Raw genomic sequence first — 16,635 nt, forward strand, 5'->3', positions numbered from 1 at the left:
TGGGGAGGGATTATTCCACGATGAACAGCGGCTTACCAGTCATCTCTTGCGGGATTTCCATACCCATCAGCGTCAGCATCGTTGGGGCGATATCAGAAAGTTTGCCGCCTTCGACTGCTTTGACGTTCTTACCACCGACATAAATCAGCGGAACGGGCAGGTTGGTATGTGCAGTATGTGCCTGACCGGTGGACGGATCGCGCATCTGCTCTGCGTTACCGTGGTCTGCGGTGATCAGCAACTGGCCGCCAACGGACTCAACCGCTTTAGTCACCTGCTCAACGCAGTGATCCAGCGCTTCAACCGCTTTAACCGCTGCTTCCATCACCCCGGTGTGACCAACCATGTCGCCGTTCGGGTAGTTACAAATGATGGTGTCGTATTTACCGCTCTCAATCGCTGCAACCAGCTTCTCAGTCAGTTCAGCAGAGCTCATTTCCGGCTGCAGATCGTAGGTCGCAACTTTCGGAGAGTTGATCAGGATGCGGTCTTCGCCTTTGAACGGCTCTTCTACGCCGCCGTTGAAGAAGAAGGTCACGTGCGCATATTTTTCAGTTTCGGAAATACGCAGCTGCGTTTTTTCGTTCTTCGCCATCCACTCACCAAAGGTGTTGGCCAGAGATGCTGGTGGGTAAGCAACCGCAGTTTTGATGTCTGCCGCGTATTCGGTCAGCATCACAAAGTTGAGGTTAACGACTTTCTTACGGGCGAAGCCGTCGAAATCAGCGTTAACAAACGCACGGGTGATTTCACGCGCACGGTCAGCACGGAAGTTCATGAAAATCAGCGTATCGCCATCTTCCATAGCAGCATCTGCCTGACCTTCGGCACGGATCACGGTTGCTTTGACGAATTCGTCGTTCTCGTCGCGGGCATAAGCAGCCTGCAGACCTTCAACCGCCGTAGCGAACTGGAACTCGCCCTTCGCCAGCGTCATCAGATCGTAAGCCTGTTCTACGCGATCCCAACGGTTGTCGCGGTCCATAGCGTAGTAACGACCGATGATGGACGCTACGCGGCCTGTGCCCAGCGCGGCAAATTTCTCTTCAAATTTCTGCAGTGAATGTTCAGCGCTGCGCGGCGGGGTATCACGACCATCAAGGAAAGCGTGCAGATAGATTTTTTCAGCGCCGCGTTCAGCGGCCATTTCTACCATCGCCATGATGTGATCTTCGTGGCTGTGAACGCCGCCAGCAGAGAGCAGACCCATGATGTGTACCGCTTTCCCGGCATTTTTTGCCTGGTCGACCGCATCGGTCAACACCGGGTTAGCGAAGAAAGTACGTTCTTTGATTTCAACGTCCAGACGGGTAAGTTCCTGATACACGATACGGCCCGCGCCCAGGTTGACGTGACCCACTTCGGAGTTGCCCATCTGGCGATCGGGCAGGCCGACTTCCAGACCAGACGCATCAATCAGGGTATGCGGACGTTTTGCCCACAGCGCATCCATTACCGGGGTTTTAGCACTAAAAATGGCGTTATCCTGGCTGTCTTCGCGATAGCCGTAGCCATCCAGAATCACCAGTACCATAGGTTTTTTAGAAACCGACATTGCGACAACCTCACACTCAAGAGATAAAAAATAATTGCGTAATTTTACTACAGCTGAATCGATAAAGTAGCCCCCGAAGATCAAATAATGGGGGATCGCGTGCCAGGGGGAACACCGATTTACATTTTTTTTTCCGTAGCGCCCCGCAAAAATGCAATCCAATGCACGCTCTGGCTGTATTTGCGCCAACGCGCAGGTATACTCCTTTCCTGGTTTTTTTAATCACTGAGTCGGGAGTTGTTACCCCCCATGCAAGAAATTATGCAATTTGTTAGTCGCCACCCTGTCTTGAGTATCGCCTGGATTGCGTTACTGGCGGCTGTATTATTTACCACGTTTAAGAGCCTGACCTCAAAAGTGAAGGTGATTACTCGCGGCGAAGCTACACGTCTCATCAACAAAGAAGACGCCGTTGTTGTGGATTTACGCCAGCGCGACGACTTCCGCAAAGGCCATATCGCAGGCTCCACTAACCTGCTGCCGAGCGAAATCAAAGCCAACAATTTTGGCGAACTTGAAAAACACAAAAACAAACCTGTGATTGTGGTTGATGGTTCAGGCATGCAGTGCCAGGATTCAGCAACTGCGCTGATTAAAGCCGGTTTTGAGCAGGTATCCGTACTGAAAGACGGCGTAGCGGGCTGGAGTGGTGAGAATCTGCCACTGGTTCGCGGCAAGTAATTTACCCGTCTTCTTTCATGCCGCAGGGTAAAAAGAACACTGGAGATAAGTCATGGCCAATATTGAGATCTACACCAAAGCAACCTGCCCGTTTTGCCATCGCGCAAAAGCGCTGTTGAACAGCAAGGGTGTGAGTTTCCAGGAGCTTCCGATTGACGGCGATGCCGTAAAGCGTGAAGAGATGATCAAGCGCAGTGGCCGTACGACGGTTCCGCAGATTTTTATTGATGCACAGCACATTGGCGGTTGTGACGACTTGTATGCGTTGGATGCGCGTGGTGGACTGGATCCCCTGCTGCAATAAGGCGTACTGAAAGTATTTAAAGGACAACACTAAGGGTTTTCTAAACATGTCAGAACAAAATAACACTGAAATGGCTTTCCAGATCCAACGTATCTATACCAAGGATGTGTCTTTCGAAGCGCCAAATGCACCGCATGTTTTCCAGAAAGATTGGCAGCCAGAGGTTAAACTTGATCTTGATACCGCATCTACCCAACTGGCAGATGACGTGTATGAAGTAGTGCTGCGTGTCACTGTAACGGCTTCTCTTGGTGAAGAAACTGCGTTCCTGTGCGAAGTTCAGCAGGGCGGTATTTTCTCCATCAGTGGTATCGAAGGGACTCAGATGGCGCATTGCCTGGGCGCATACTGCCCGAACATTCTGTTCCCGTATGCCCGTGAATGCATCACCAGCCTGGTATCACGCGGTACGTTCCCGCAACTGAACCTTGCGCCGGTCAACTTTGATGCGCTGTTCATGAACTATTTACAGCAGCAGGCTGGCGAAGGTACTGAAGAACATCAGGATGCCTGATGAACCAAAGTAATGCTTCAATGACTGTGATTGGTGCCGGCTCGTACGGCACCGCTCTTGCCATCACCCTGGCAAGAAATGGCCATCAGGTTGTCCTGTGGGGCCATGATCCGAAACATATCGCGACCCTTGAGCACGATCGCTGCAACGTCGCGTTCCTTCCTGATGTGCCTTTTCCTGACACACTGCGCCTGGAAAGTGATTTAGCCACTGCGCTGGCCGCCAGTCGTAATATTCTGGTGGTGGTGCCGAGCCACGTCTTTGGCGAAGTGCTGCGAAACATCAAACCATTGATGCGTCCTGACGCACGACTGGTCTGGGCGACAAAAGGTCTGGAGGCGGAAACGGGGCGTCTGCTGCAGGACGTCGCGCGTGAAGCGCTGGGGGACTCAATTCCACTGGCGGTTATTTCCGGCCCGACGTTCGCCAAAGAGCTGGCTGCGGGCATGCCGACGGCGATTTCTCTGGCCTCGACGGACGACGCCTTTGCTGACGATCTCCAGCAGTTGCTGCACTGCGGCAAAAGCTTTCGCGTTTACAGCAACCCGGATTTCATTGGCGTGCAGCTTGGCGGCGCGGTGAAAAACGTCATTGCGATTGGTGCGGGGATGTCTGACGGCATCGGTTTTGGCGCGAATGCGCGTACCGCATTGATCACCCGTGGACTGACCGAAATGTCTCGCCTTGGCGCGGCGCTGGGTGCCGATCCTGCCACCTTTATGGGGATGGCGGGTTTAGGCGATCTGGTGCTGACCTGTACCGACAACCAGTCGCGTAACCGTCGTTTTGGCATGATGCTCGGCCAGGGTATGGACGTGCAGGGCGCGCAGGACAAGATTGGTCAGGTGGTTGAAGGCTATCGCAATACGAAAGAAGTTCGTGAATTGGCGCACCGTTTTGGTGTCGAGATGCCAATAACCGAGGAAATTTATCAAGTATTGTATTGCGGAAAAAACGCGCGCGAGGCAGCATTGACGTTATTAGGTCGTGCGCGCAAGGACGAGCGAAGCAGCCACTAGCCGTAAGGAACCGTTTCAATCTAACGACCCGACCCGCGAAGAACGGGTCGGTCGTTTTGCTACCTTCTGGAGTACGCAATGCCGTGTGAAGAACTGGATATCGTCTGGAAAAACATTAAAGCGGAAGCCCGGGCACTGGCGGAATGTGAGCCAATGTTGGCCAGTTTTTACCACGCAACGCTGCTCAAACATGAAAATCTCGGCAGTGCGCTAAGCTATATGCTGGCGAATAAACTCGCTTCTCCAATCATGCCCGCCATTGCGATTCGCGAAGTCGTGGAAGAGGCCTATGCCGCCGATCCTGAAATGATTGCCTCAGCGGCCTGTGATATTCAGGCGGTACGTACGCGTGACCCGGCTGTCGATAAATATTCCACCCCACTTCTGTACCTGAAGGGTTTTCATGCGCTTCAGGCCTACCGTATCGGTCACTGGCTGTGGCATCAGGGGCGTCAGGCGCTGGCGATCTTCCTGCAAAATCAGGTGTCCGTTACCTTCCAGGTAGACATTCATCCGGCGGCAAAAATTGGCCGTGGGATTATGCTCGATCACGCAACCGGCATTGTGGTCGGTGAAACGGCAGTGATTGAAAATGATGTCTCTATTCTGCAATCCGTCACGCTCGGCGGGACCGGTAAAGCCGGCGGCGATCGTCATCCGAAAATTCGTGAAGGTGTAATGATTGGCGCGGGAGCAAAAATTCTCGGCAACATTGAAGTCGGGCGCGGCGCGAAGATTGGCGCAGGTTCCGTGGTTTTACAACCGGTACCCCCGCATACCACTGCGGCAGGCGTACCTGCACGCATCGTCGGTAAGCCTGATAGCGATAAACCGTCTATGGATATGGATCAGCATTTCAACGGGATACATCATACTTTCGAATACGGCGATGGCATCTGATTTCGAGCTATGCCCGGCGGCGCAGTGCTTACCGGGCCTACAAATCTCGTAGGTCGGATAAGGCGTCAGCCGCCATCCGACAAAAATCAACTACGCAATACCGCGCCAGGATAACCTAACTGGCGCCAGGCCTCATACACCACCACCGACACCGCATTTGACAGGTTCATGCTGCGACTGTCCGGCATCATCGGAATTCGAATTTTTTGTTCGGCTGGCAGCGCGTCGAGGATGCTGGATGGCAGACCGCGAGTTTCCGGGCCAAACATCAGATAATCCCCATCCTGATAGCTTACCGCGCTATGCGCTGGCGTACCTTTGGTGGTCAGGGCAAACAGACGTTGCGGGTTTTCTGCGGCGACGAAGCTGGTGTAATCAGGGTGGCGCAGCACGGCGGTAAACTCATGGTAATCCAGCCCCGCGCGACGCAGGCGCTTGTCGTCCCAGGTAAAGCCCATTGGCTCAATAATATGCAGACGAAAGCCGGTGTTGGCGCAAAGACGGATAATATTGCCGGTATTTGGCGGGATTTCTGGTTCGAATAAAACGATGTTAAGCATACTGCCCCCTTGATAACGGGGGGCAGAATAGCAGAAAGAGCGGGTACTATGCGACGGTCAGCGCGTGCGGTTTATAGCGTTGCAGTTTGTAAATCGTTGCGGCAGCCGCAATCAGCGCCGGAAGGCTGAGGAACATTAATATACTGTCTGCCTGCCATTGCAGGGAAAGCAACTGGGCGCTCATCATCGTTCCGGCTACGCCACCGAAGCGGCCCACGCCCTGCATCCAGGCAATGCCCGTTGCGCGGCAGTGGGTTGGATAAAACGTGGCGGCCAGCGTCTGCAGCCCGGACTGCGCGCCGTTCATGGTAATCCCCATCAGGAAGATCAGTGCGCCGAACAGGATGATATGGTTATGTTCAAACCCGAGAGCGAGGGCAAACAGCATCGTCAGAATAAAGCCAAGTGACACCACTTTATGTGCTTCCCAGCGATCCATTAACCAACCGGCCAGCAGGATCCCCGCAGTACCGCCGAAGGTAAACAGTGACGTCAGCCAGGCGGATTCAGCCAGCGGATAGCCCATTCCCAGCATCAGCGTTGGCATCCAGCTCAGCAGCACGTAATAGATAACCAATCCCATAAAGTAGGTCATCCAGAGCATCAGCGTGCCCGGCAGCCAGGGCATACTGAATAGCTGTGCCACGCTGCCTTTTTTGACCGTGACGCGGTCTTCATCCAGATAAAACTGGGTAACCTGTTCCAGACTTCCCGACATAAAGCGTTGAGCAATGCGTTTAACCTGTGCAACCCCTTTACCGCGGTGAACCAGATACTTCACCGACTCCGGCAGGAACAGCACCAACAATACGGTGAGGGCCAGCGGGGCGATCGCACCGGCAAGCAGGACGCTGTGCCAGCCGTAGTTGGGGATAAGCCAGGAGGAGATCACCCCGCCGCCTGCTGCCCCTAACGGAAAGCCGCAGTACATGGTGTTAATCGCCATTGAACGACAGCGTTTTGGTGCAAATTCTGACACCAGGGTGATGGCATTGGGCATTGCCGCGCCAAGACCCAGCCCGGTGAGAAAGCGCCAAAATGTGAGCATATTCAGCGTCTGGGCATAGGCTGTTCCCAGACTGGCGAGGCCAAAAAACAGACAGGAAAAGACCAGCACGCGTTTACGGCCCATACGATCGGAAATCGGCCCGGCCAGCAGTGCACCAAATGACAGGCCCAATAGCGCGGCGCTTAACACCGGTCCGAGATCCTGTTTCTTGATGCCCCAGTCGGCTGAGAGCGTGGGCGCAATATAGCCCATCGCCGCCGTATCGAAGCCGTCGATGGCCAGGACCAGAAAACCCAGGACAATAATGACCCAGTGGAAGCGCGAAAAAGGACTGTCATCTATCGCCTGCTGGATATTCACTTTTCCGGAATAAGCCATGTTACCCTCGCCCGTTATGATGGTTGTTATCTGTATATTTCGCCCTTGTATTAGCTTGTATATACATCTGACAGGTGGATAAAAAGTTGTCAAATATATTGGTTATAAATGTTAACTGGTCGTTATTTTTGGATAAAAAATGGTCGGGCTGAGAACAGACCGACCATGCAGAAAGTGGGTTTTATGGGGATATTGTTACGCCGCGCTACCCTGAACCAGAGGTGCCAGCGCAGCAGGCAGGCTTTTTCCCAGTTCTTGTACCAGCGAATCATGACTGATTTCGCTAATCGATTTTGCACCGGTCAGGGTCATTGCCACCTTCATCTCTTTCTCGATCAGATTCAGCAGATTCGCTACCCCGGCCTGACCGTGGGTTGCCAGCGCGTACAGATAAGCACGTCCCAGCAGAACACTATCCGCGCCCAGCGCAATCATGCGTACGACGTCCAGACCGTTGCGGATCCCGCTGTCTGCCAGAATGGTGATATCGCCTTTTACCGCATCGGCAATAGCGGGTAACGCGCGAGCTGAAGACAGCACGCCGTCTAACTGGCGACCACCGTGGTTAGAGACAACGATGCCATCAGCGCCGAAGCGTACGGCGTCGCGAGCATCTTCAGGATCGAGGATCCCTTTGATCACCATCGGACCATCCCAAAATTCGCGGATCCACTCGAGGTCTTTCCAGGAAATCGACGGATCGAAATTATTCGCCAGCCAGCCGATGTAGTCTTCAAGGCCGGTGGGTTTGCCAAGATAGGTCGAGATATTGCCTAAATCATGCGGGCGACCGTTCAGGCCAACGTCCCATGCCCACTGTGGATGGGTGACAGCCTGCCAGTAGCGACGCAGTGCCGCATTTGGACCGCTCATCCCGGAATGGGCGTCACGGTAGCGTGCGCCAGGTGTTGGCATATCGACGGTAAAGACCAGCGTGGAGCAACCTGCCGCTTTGGCTCGTTCCAGGGCGTTACGCATAAAGCCGCGATCGCGCAGAACATACAGCTGAAACCACATCGGACGCTTGATAGTCGGGGCGACTTCTTCAATCGGGCATACGGATACTGTGGAAAGCGTAAACGGAATGCCTTTGGCATCAGCGGCGGCGGCGGCCTGAACTTCGCCCCGACGCGCATACATGCCGCACAGACCGACAGGTGCAAGGGCCACCGGCATGGAGAGCGTTTCGTTGAACAGTTTTGTCTCCAGGCTCAGGTCGGACATATTCTTCAGCACGCGCTGGCGAAGGGCCACCTCCGACAGGTCTGCCACGTTACGGCGCAAAGTGTGCTCTGCATACGCCCCACCGTCAATATAGTGGAACAAGAAGGGGGGTAGGATGCGCTGGGCTGCGGCGCGATAGTCGCTGGCTGCTGAAATAATCATGTGTTGTTCTCCCTGCTATTCTCACCAGGGTCACCGGGCAGGCGGGTGATTCGCGCCTGGCGGGCCTGATCTTCATCAAATCGTTTAATCGTGGTGTGGACAAAACTGAGGTGCGCCATCATCGCTTTACGCGCGCCGTCGGCATCTCCGGCAACAATCGCATCCAGTACGGCCTGATGCTGTGCCGTCAGCTGTGAAAATACGGGCGGCACGAGGTACATTCGCTGGCGGCTCTGTTTCACCGAAGACTGCAATACGTCGAAGAAACCGCGCATGGTCTGTAACAGCACCACGTTGTGTGAGGCCTCCGCAATGGCGAGATGAAAGCGAACGTCTGCCTGCGAGGCGAGATCTGGATCTTCGCTTTGTGTGGCCTCGAAACAGAGCCTGATCTTCTCTTTATCGGCTGCAGTGGCACGCATAGCTGCGTGCCAGGCGGTGCTGGCTTCGATGGCGTGGCGGGCTTCCAGAATATCGAAACTGTAATCAGGATCGTCCGCCAGCAGGGTTTTCAGCGGCTGCACGATGTTTTGTTCAGACCATGCCTCATGCTGCCAGCGAATAAACGTTCCACCGCCACGACGGCTAATCAGTACGCCTTCACTCACCAGCTTTGCTAACGCCTCGCGCAGCGAGTTGCGCGATACGCCGAGCTGTACGGCCAGCTGGCGCTCAGCGGGCAACTTCATGCCCGCTTCCAGCTGTTGTTCTTCAATCAGCGCCCGCACACGAGATGCGACTTCGTCTGACAGGCGTCTGGGCATCACTATCATGGAATCATCCAGGTTAAGACATAGGCCTGCAGTGTGGTAATCACACCCACCATGCAGGTGAAAATCAGACTGTGCTTCACGGTAAAGCGGAACAGGTCAGACTCTTTTCCCACTAATCCCACTGCCGCACAGGCGATAGCGATAGATTGCGGAGAGATCATTTTTCCGGTCACGCCGCCGGTGGTATTTGCAGCCACCATTAATACATCCGAAACACCGATTTGCTGAGCGGCCGTGGCCTGTAGGGCGGCAAACAGTGCGTTTGATGAGGTGTCGGATCCAGTCAGGAATACCCCCAGCCAGCCAAGGAACGGCGAGAAGAAGGTAAATGCGCTGCCGGTGTGAGCCAGGGCCAATGCCAGGGTGGATGAAAGCCCGGAGTAGTTAGAGATAAACGCGAATGCCAGCACCATCCCGATGGAGTAGATAGGTAGCGCCAGATCTTTCAGCGTGCTACCAAAGGTCTGAAGCGCAGCAGACGGCTTCATCTTCAGCCAGACGATGGACAGCAGGGCGGCAAACAGTATTGCGGTACCGGTCGCGGAGAACCAGTCAAATTTGTACACCGCCGCGTAGGCTGTGGCTTCGTGTACGACCGGCGGCATACGGGCAACCAGCTTGTCGAGGAACGGAACCGGAATATTGACCACCCAGTGGTACATCGCGCCGCCTGGTGCAAACAGCGCTTTAAACGGCGGTATGCTCCACAGCGTGACGGTAGCTGTCAGGAACAGGAACGGCGACCAGGCGCGGATGATTTGCCCGGCGGTGTAGCGGGTGCGCGACAGATCCATATCGACCTGCGAAGCGCCCATATCACCAAAGCGGAAGATGCGTACCGGCTGCCAGCGCTTCAGGAACAGCGTCAGACAGACCAGGGAAACCAGAGAAGAGATGATGTCCGGCAGTTCCGGTCCGATAAAGTTAGAGCTGAGATACTGCGCGATAGCAAACGAGCCGCCAGCGACCATCACCGCAGGCCAGGTTTCTTTCACGCCACGCCAGCCATCCATAATCGCCATAATCCAGAACAGCACGATAATGGTCAGGAACGGCAGTTGACGGCCCACCATCTGGCCAATCTCGAAGCTGTCCAGCCCGGTAACCTGACCGGCAACCAGAATCGGAATGCCCATTGCCCCAAAAGCGACTGGAGCGGTGTTTACGATCAAGCACAAACCTGCCGCATACAGTGGGTTAAAGCCAAGGCCAACCAGCAGTGCGGCGGTAATCGCTACCGGAGCACCGAAGCCTGCCGCCCCTTCGAGGAATGCCCCAAAGGAGAAACCGACAATCAGCATTTGCAGACGCTGGTCTGGGGTAATCGAGAGTATCGAGGAGCGGATAATGTCGAACTGCCCGGTTTTTACCGAGATTTTATAGACGAATACCGCGGCGATAATGATCCAGGCAATTGGCCACAGACCGTAGAAGAAACCGTACACTACGGATGCCAGAGCGTGATCGACCGGCATTTTGTAAAACAGCAGGGCGACCGACAAAGCGATCACCACCGTCCATGACGCCGCAACGTAGCCTTTCAGCTTGAGCTTAATCAGGGCGAAGAAAAAGAACAGGATGGGGAGCGATGCGATCAGACTGGAAAGCCAGATGTTACCGGCCGGGTCGTAGTTCTGTTGCCAGAGATTCATTGCAGGTCTCCTGGGGGCCGCCGACATAATGGAATGAGTCTTTGCTCAAATCTTCGTCACATTATGTGTAAAAGTGGCCCTGCCAATATTGTTGTGTAGGGGTAATGACAATGAATGGTTAATCAAATGTTATTTATTGGCAACGGTATTGTACTCACATTTTAATGAAATGTGAGGTACTGGTATGATCTGGCTAAAATTGGTAGGGCCAATTGCGAGGGGAAGTGAAGGACCGGGCAAGCGGATGTTGCCCGGTGGGAGATCAGAACTCGCTCTTCGCGAAGCCCGTCATCTCTTTCAGGCCCATTTCACGGCCAAGCTCGGTCATCGGGTGAACGACAATCAGGCCGCGCACGCTCTTCTTCAGCTTGCCCATGTCGGCCTGTTCTTTTTTGGTGATGGTACGACGGAAAGGGAGTTTCGTCAGCTTTTGCGCTTCTTTGCTCAGCTTCTGACCATGGACTTCACGCAGACGTGCAATCTCGTTTTCCAGAGTTTCTTTCTCTTGCTCTAGCTCGGCATATTTGTCGGCGGCTTCAACCAGAGACAGGTCAGCCTGCTGGTGGCGGATAGCGTCCAGACGATCGCTCAGGCGTTTAATTTCGTTTTTTTCGACTTCTTTCATAGGATAGCTTCTGATAAAAATAGGATGAATATCCTATAGTATGCGCGCAGAGCGGGATTATTCACAACTAATCGAAGATAAATAATCAAATGTTGCAAGTATTATTCAGCTAATGAAAATATTACTATTTTGATTAATAAGGAATTTTAAGCGATAAGATCGACCATGGCGCATTTTGTTGGCGGGTTCATAGTGAAGCACGTTTTCCTTAATGTAATTGCCAAACCGATCCTAAACTTAAATGATCAACCGCGCAGGCTGAGCGCGGTTAATACATGGAGGAGGGAAGATTATGGCGAAAATAGGTGAGAACGTTTCGGCTCTAATTGATAAGACGGTCGATTTTATGGCTTCAAGCCAGGCTTTTCGCGAGTATCTGAATAAAACACCGCCACGCAACGTTGTCCCTTCTGAAATACCGCAGGAGAATGCGCAGTTGTATCTGCAACGTCTGGCGTATTATCGGCAGCTTTATCGACCGCAGCAGGAAGAGAAATAAGCAAGCATCGTCTTATTTTTGAAAGGCTTTTTTTAAGCTGATTTTAGAAATCAGCTCGGTCAGGGAAAGTACCATCGTGGAGCGCACCATCTGCTGGTAGCGCTGGATCTGCATCGCGTGCAGACCTGAGTCTGAGGTATCAAACTGCGGTGGCGGCGGGAGTGCCGTCACGCAGTGGAGTTCGCCAAACGGACCAAGAATTTCATCGTCGGTGAACGCATATTCATTGCCGTCATGGTTTAACTCTTCCCGCAGCGCCATCAGAAGCTCGGCGTCTTCATACTCCGGCCGGCTGAGTACGCCCAGACCGTAGATGAGCTTCAGGCGAACGGAAAGATCGCCCAGCGGACCGTCGCCGTCAAGCAGTGGTTCTACAGCATATTTCACCGCATAGTCGTCTTTGCGAAATACCTGAAGCACAAGAATATTCACCGCCTCGGTGAGCAGTTCTACGGCGGTGATGAGGAAGCTGCGTACGGTTTTGCCAGCATTCAGACGCTCAAGCACACGATTTTCAAAGGCCTGCGTTTGTTCCATTATTGCCTGCATATCTGACAATCTATTATTTAGGCGCAGGATATCCTGCGCCAGGTCCTGCATCATTTCTTTGCGTTATACGCGTTAACAGCCTCAAGCACGACATCGCTGTTGGCATCCAGCCCGGAAACTTGCGCCAGCGCGGCCTGCGGACCTTTTTCGTCAATCAGCGCGGCCAGTTCCTGTGCCTGCGGATCTTCTTCGCTGCGATAGTGCATCGCTGCCGCAATACCGATAACCAGATTCGCATGCGGCAAACCATACTCCAGCGTACCCAGCAGCGGTTTAATCAGGCGATCTCCCGCACTCAGCTTACGCAGCGGCTGACGACCCACGCGCTCAACGTCATCTTTCAGATACGGGTTTTCAAAGCGACCGAGGATTTTCTGAATGTATGCCGCATGTTTTGCTGCATCAAAACCATAGCGTTTGATCAGTACCGCGCCGCTCTCTTCCATCGCACCTTTTACCACTGCGCGGATTTTCTCGTCGAGAATCGCGTCACGGATGGTCTGATGACCGGTCAATTTTCCGAGGTACGCGGTTATAGCATGCCCGGTGTTCAGCGTGAAGAGTTTACGTTCGACAAATGCCATTAGGTTATCAGTTAATTCCATTCCTGGAATATTTGGTAGTTCACCTTTGAACTGTGTTTTGTCGACAATCCACTCACTGAAGGTTTCTACGGTAACTTCCAGCGGGTCATTGGTTGCTGAAGCCGAAGGCGGAACAATGCGGTCCACGGCGGAATCGACGAAGCCAACATGTTCTTCAACCCAGGCTTTGTCTTCATCTGCCAGCGCGTTCATTACATGGCCTTTCAACTGGGTCGTTCCGCGCACCATGTTTTCACAGGCGATGATATTCAGCGGAGTAGCTATGCCCTGTGCCTTGCGTTTAACCAGCCCTTTGGCGATGGCCGGAGCGATACGCTCAAGCACGACCGGACCGACGGCGGTAGTGACTAAATCTACATGGGCAATCAGGTCGACGACATCATCGCCGATGCTGCTCACGGCGTTGACGCCGGAGACGGTATCAACCTGTTCGTTTTCACCTACGACATGAACCTGATAGCTATGACGGGCATTCAGGGCATCGAGCACGACCTGATTTACATCCGCGAACGTCAGCTGTATCCCCGCGTCCGCCAGCAGTTTGCCGATAAAGCCACGACCGATATTACCTGCGCCAAAATGTAATGCTTTCATAGTATTAACCTTCATCAATGTTTTTACCCAAGAGGGCTGGGGTGAGGCTTTTCCCTCAACCTAACCCTCTCCACAAGGGAGAGGATATCGCCTTCATATTTCGAACTGCAGATGCGTTGGCTCTCCTCGCTCACCCCAGTCACGTACTTATGTACGCTCCTGGGGATTCACTGCGTTGTCGCCTTCCTGCAGCTCGAACTATTTTGGAGATACTTAACCGTTAAGCTTTTTTACCCGCCAGCAGCTCCAGAACTTCATCCACGCTGGTGGTATGGGCCAGACGTTCGATCACGGATTCGTCATCCAGCGCGTTGGTCAGGCTGGTAATCACCTGGATGTGCTCGTTGTTACGTGCTGCGATACCAATCACCAGGCGGGCAATATCGTCTTCTTCTTCACCGAAGCGAACGCCTTCCGGGTACTGGCAGAACACCACACCGGTTTTCAGCACACGGTCTTTGGCTTCAACCGTCCCGTGCGGTACTGCGATGGACTCGCCGAGGTAAGTTGGAGTCAGTTTTTCGCGGTCCAGCATCGCCTCGACGTATTCTGGCTCAACGTAACCGCCTTTCACCAGTTGCTCACCAGCAAAGCGAATTGCTTCCTCTTTGTTAGTGGCTTTACGACCGAGGAAGATATTCTCCGCACCCAGTTTGAACAGGTGAGTATCACCCTCTTCAAAGCTGTCTTTCAGGTGATCGCGGACTTTCTCTTCGTTCACGTTGTGGCGCTGTGCAGCGACCAGACGTTCGGTCAGGTTGGAGTACAGGCCACTGTCGAGGAAGTTGGTCAGCGAAATGTGCTGTGCCTGAGGCACCTGGCGCATCGCGCGTTCGGTCAGGTCACGGTGGGTAATGACCAGATCCACATCCGGCGGCAGATTGTTAATCGCGCTGTTAGTGACGGAAATCTGAGACAGACCTGCATCCTGCACTTTCTTACGCAGTACGCCCGCACCCATGGCGCTGGAACCCATACCGGCATCGCAGGCAACAATGATTTTACGCACATGGCTCAGGTCGTTGGTCACGTCGCCAGCCGCCAGCGGAGATGCGCCTTTGGATTCCGCTTTCATGTCGTGCATACGACGGGTTGCGGCATCAATGTCATCATCTTCTTTCACTTTGCTGGTTTTTAGCAGAATGGCTGAAACCACAAAGGAGACTGCCATAGCAGCACAGATAGCAGCGATGTTAGCGAAGTAAGCGCCCTTCGGCGTCATGGCCAGCACGGCCAGGATAGAACCCGGAGAGGCCGGAGAAACCAGACCGCCGTTCAGGATAGTCAGGGTAAATACGCCAGTCATACCGCCGAGGATAACGGCCAGGATCAGACGTGGGTTCATCAGCACGTACGGGAAGTAAATTTCGTGGATACCACCCAGGAAGTGAATGATTGCCGCGCCGCCCGCAGACTGCTTAGCGCTGCCGCGACCGAAGAACATGTATGCCAGCAGAACGCCCATACCCGGACCCGGGTTAGCTTCAATCAGGAAGAAGATGGATTTGCCCATCTCATGGGACTGCTGAATACCCAGCGGTGAGAAAATACCGTGGTTGATGGCGTTGTTGAGGAACAGGATTTTCGCCGGTTCAACGAAGATAGACGCCAGCGGCAGCATGTCATGGACAACCATGAAGTTAACGCCTGCCGCCAGGATTTTGGACAGTGCTTCAACCAATGGGCCAATGCCAAGGAATGCCAGAATGGCGAGGATCATCCCGATGATGCCTGCGGAGAAGTTATTCACCAGCATCTCAAAACCGGACTTGATCTTACCGTCTACCCAGTTGTCGAAATGTTTGATAGCCCAGCCGCCCAGCGGACCTGCGATCATCGCGCCGAGGAACATTGGCATATCTGCGCCGACGATAACGCCCATGGTGGTGATAGCACCAACCACGCCGCCACGTTCGCCGCCAACCAGCTTACCACCGGTATAACCGATCAGTAGCGGCAGCAGATAGGTGATCATAGGACCGACAAGCTTCGCCAGCGTTTCGTTCGGCAACCACCCTGTCGGAATGAATAATGCGGTGATAATACCCCACGCGATAAACGCGCCGATATTTGGCATCACCATGTTGCTGAGGAATCGACCAAAGCTTTGCACCTTGATCTTAATATCGGATGACATAAAAACACCCCTTCTTATGTTTGCTATCGCGCAGGCTGAAAGCCCGAGGTTTGTTAATGTAGCGGCAGGAGGTAGCCGGACCCTGTAGATACTGCGAAATCTGGCACTGAATCGTTCAACTGTCCAGTCGACGACCTTTTATGTGATATTCGTCACGTAAATATAGGGTGTATGGCGTTAGTTAATGTGATCTTAATCACAAAATATCGGTACAAAAAAACATCACTGGATCAGAATTCGCCAAAAATGGGGGGTAAATGTGAACTGATTCACATTTTATCCTTTGCTGTTTGTTGAATCTTTGTGATGCAGATCGCAAAGTATTTTCATCTGCATTTGCTCGGATGTGATCTACAGCAGGTTCTACCCCCCGATATTTTTATTGCAAAAGAAAGCAACTTCTCACCAGAAAAAATATTTATTTTGTGGTATGGCGAAAACCCCAAACTGCAGTTATGTTCAAAACATCAGCCTGGGTGCATGCGGCTGCCGGCATAAAAAAACTCTAATTAGCGTGAATTCGAGGCAGGTATGTTTCTAAATTATTTCGCACTGGGCGTGCTGATCTTCGTCTTTCTGGTTCTGTTTTACGGAATCATCGCCATTCACGATATTCCCTATAATATGGCTAAAAAACGCAACCATCCTCATGCTGATGCCATTCATACGGCGGGTTGGATTAGCCTGTTTACACTCCATGCAATATGGCCGTTCCTGTGGATTTGGGCGGCGCTCTACCAGCCTGAACGGGGGTGGGGCATGCAATCACACATCATGTCGAACGGAAAGGACCCAGACCCCGAGATTGCCGCACTGGCAGCGCGCATCACCCAGTTGGAAAAAAGACTGGATGGGGAGAAGAAAACAGATAACTCCACCTTTCCGGAGATTTAAT

The 16,635-nt window shown here is 53.2% G+C and carries 17 protein-coding genes; 7 read left to right on the forward strand and 10 right to left on the reverse strand.

The genetic code is table 11. The features are described 5' to 3' along the window. Positions 1-10: 10 nt before the first annotated feature. Positions 11-1,555 (reverse strand): 2,3-bisphosphoglycerate-independent phosphoglycerate mutase, encoded by a 1,545-nt coding sequence (gene gpmM, locus SK39_RS12320; RefSeq protein WP_048217054.1) that lies wholly within the window; start codon positions 1,553-1,555, stop codon positions 11-13. 249 nt (positions 1,556-1,804) lie between these two features. Between gpmM and SK39_RS12325 the strand changes: the two genes are divergently transcribed. The 5 genes from SK39_RS12325 to cysE all read left to right on the forward strand — a co-directional run bounded on the left by SK39_RS12325 (position 1,805) and on the right by cysE (position 4,973). Then, positions 1,805-2,236, forward strand: a complete 432-nt coding sequence (locus SK39_RS12325; protein ID WP_003024148.1) for a rhodanese-like domain-containing protein — start codon at positions 1,805-1,807, stop codon at positions 2,234-2,236. Positions 2,237-2,288: 52 nt separating this feature from the next. Continuing rightward, the gene (grxC, locus tag SK39_RS12330; protein WP_003844542.1) at positions 2,289-2,540 is read left to right on the forward strand and encodes a glutaredoxin 3; all 252 of its coding nucleotides are present in this window, start codon (positions 2,289-2,291) and stop codon (positions 2,538-2,540) included. 46 nt (positions 2,541-2,586) lie between these two features. After that, complete coding sequence (gene secB, locus SK39_RS12335) at positions 2,587-3,054, forward strand: protein-export chaperone SecB (protein ID WP_003024155.1); 468 nt, start codon at positions 2,587-2,589, stop codon at positions 3,052-3,054. Further along, the gene (gene gpsA / locus SK39_RS12340; RefSeq protein WP_003844543.1) at positions 3,054-4,073 is read left to right on the forward strand and encodes an NAD(P)H-dependent glycerol-3-phosphate dehydrogenase; all 1,020 of its coding nucleotides are present in this window, start codon (positions 3,054-3,056) and stop codon (positions 4,071-4,073) included. The genes secB and gpsA overlap by 1 nt, the downstream gene beginning before the upstream one ends. 78 nt (positions 4,074-4,151) lie before the next feature. After that, a complete protein-coding gene (gene cysE, locus SK39_RS12345; RefSeq protein WP_003024160.1) occupies positions 4,152-4,973 on the forward strand; it encodes a serine O-acetyltransferase in 822 nt (273 codons plus the stop codon). Between the two features lie 86 nt (positions 4,974-5,059). Here cysE and trmL read toward each other — a convergent pair whose 3' ends face one another. The 6 genes from trmL to SK39_RS12375 all read right to left on the reverse strand — a co-directional run bounded on the left by trmL (position 5,060) and on the right by SK39_RS12375 (position 11,356). Next, the gene (trmL, locus tag SK39_RS12350; RefSeq protein WP_003844544.1) at positions 5,060-5,533 is read right to left on the reverse strand and encodes a tRNA (uridine(34)/cytosine(34)/5-carboxymethylaminomethyluridine(34)-2'-O)-methyltransferase TrmL; all 474 of its coding nucleotides are present in this window, start codon (positions 5,531-5,533) and stop codon (positions 5,060-5,062) included. Between the two features lie 46 nt (positions 5,534-5,579). Next, complete coding sequence (locus SK39_RS12355; RefSeq protein WP_003837645.1) at positions 5,580-6,920, reverse strand: MFS transporter; 1,341 nt, start codon at positions 6,918-6,920, stop codon at positions 5,580-5,582. A 195-nt stretch (positions 6,921-7,115) separates the two neighbouring features. Further along, complete coding sequence (gene lldD, locus SK39_RS12360) at positions 7,116-8,306, reverse strand: FMN-dependent L-lactate dehydrogenase LldD (protein ID WP_003837647.1); 1,191 nt, start codon at positions 8,304-8,306, stop codon at positions 7,116-7,118. Beyond that, on the reverse strand, positions 8,303-9,079 hold the full coding sequence (gene lldR / locus SK39_RS12365) for a transcriptional regulator LldR (RefSeq protein WP_003024170.1): 777 nt from the start codon (positions 9,077-9,079) through the stop codon (positions 8,303-8,305). The genes lldD and lldR overlap by 4 nt, the downstream gene beginning before the upstream one ends. Continuing rightward, a complete protein-coding gene (gene lldP, locus SK39_RS12370) occupies positions 9,076-10,731 on the reverse strand; it encodes an L-lactate permease (protein WP_003837651.1) in 1,656 nt (551 codons plus the stop codon). The genes lldR and lldP overlap by 4 nt, the downstream gene beginning before the upstream one ends. Before the next feature lie 262 nt (positions 10,732-10,993). Continuing rightward, a complete protein-coding gene (locus SK39_RS12375) occupies positions 10,994-11,356 on the reverse strand; it encodes a YibL family ribosome-associated protein (RefSeq protein ID WP_003024174.1) in 363 nt (120 codons plus the stop codon). A gap of 292 nt (positions 11,357-11,648) precedes the next feature. Between SK39_RS12375 and SK39_RS12380 the strand changes: the two genes are divergently transcribed. Next, positions 11,649-11,855 carry a hypothetical protein gene (locus SK39_RS12380; protein ID WP_003024176.1) on the forward strand — a complete coding sequence of 69 codons (207 nt, stop codon included), beginning with the start codon at positions 11,649-11,651 and terminating at the stop codon, positions 11,853-11,855. Between the two features lie 12 nt (positions 11,856-11,867). Here SK39_RS12380 and mtlR read toward each other — a convergent pair whose 3' ends face one another. The 3 genes from mtlR to mtlA all read right to left on the reverse strand — a co-directional run bounded on the left by mtlR (position 11,868) and on the right by mtlA (position 15,740). Beyond that, positions 11,868-12,455 carry a mannitol operon repressor MtlR gene (mtlR, locus tag SK39_RS12385; RefSeq protein WP_003024179.1) on the reverse strand — a complete coding sequence of 196 codons (588 nt, stop codon included), beginning with the start codon at positions 12,453-12,455 and terminating at the stop codon, positions 11,868-11,870. Next, positions 12,455-13,603, reverse strand: a complete 1,149-nt coding sequence (gene mtlD, locus SK39_RS12390) for a mannitol-1-phosphate 5-dehydrogenase (protein WP_003024180.1) — start codon at positions 13,601-13,603, stop codon at positions 12,455-12,457. The genes mtlR and mtlD overlap by 1 nt, the downstream gene beginning before the upstream one ends. 220 nt (positions 13,604-13,823) lie before the next feature. Next, a complete protein-coding gene (mtlA, locus tag SK39_RS12395; RefSeq protein ID WP_003024181.1) occupies positions 13,824-15,740 on the reverse strand; it encodes a PTS mannitol transporter subunit IICBA in 1,917 nt (638 codons plus the stop codon). A gap of 531 nt (positions 15,741-16,271) precedes the next feature. On the opposite strand from mtlA, the gene SK39_RS12400 reads away from it, so the two are divergent. Continuing rightward, complete coding sequence (locus SK39_RS12400) at positions 16,272-16,634, forward strand: DUF3302 domain-containing protein (RefSeq protein WP_032937189.1); 363 nt, start codon at positions 16,272-16,274, stop codon at positions 16,632-16,634. The last annotated feature ends 1 nt before the right edge of the window (position 16,635 follow it).

It is taken from the genome of Citrobacter sp. BIDMC107, from assembly GCF_001037575.1.
In the GTDB taxonomy this organism is placed as follows: Bacteria; Pseudomonadota; Gammaproteobacteria; order Enterobacterales; family Enterobacteriaceae; genus Citrobacter; species Citrobacter freundii.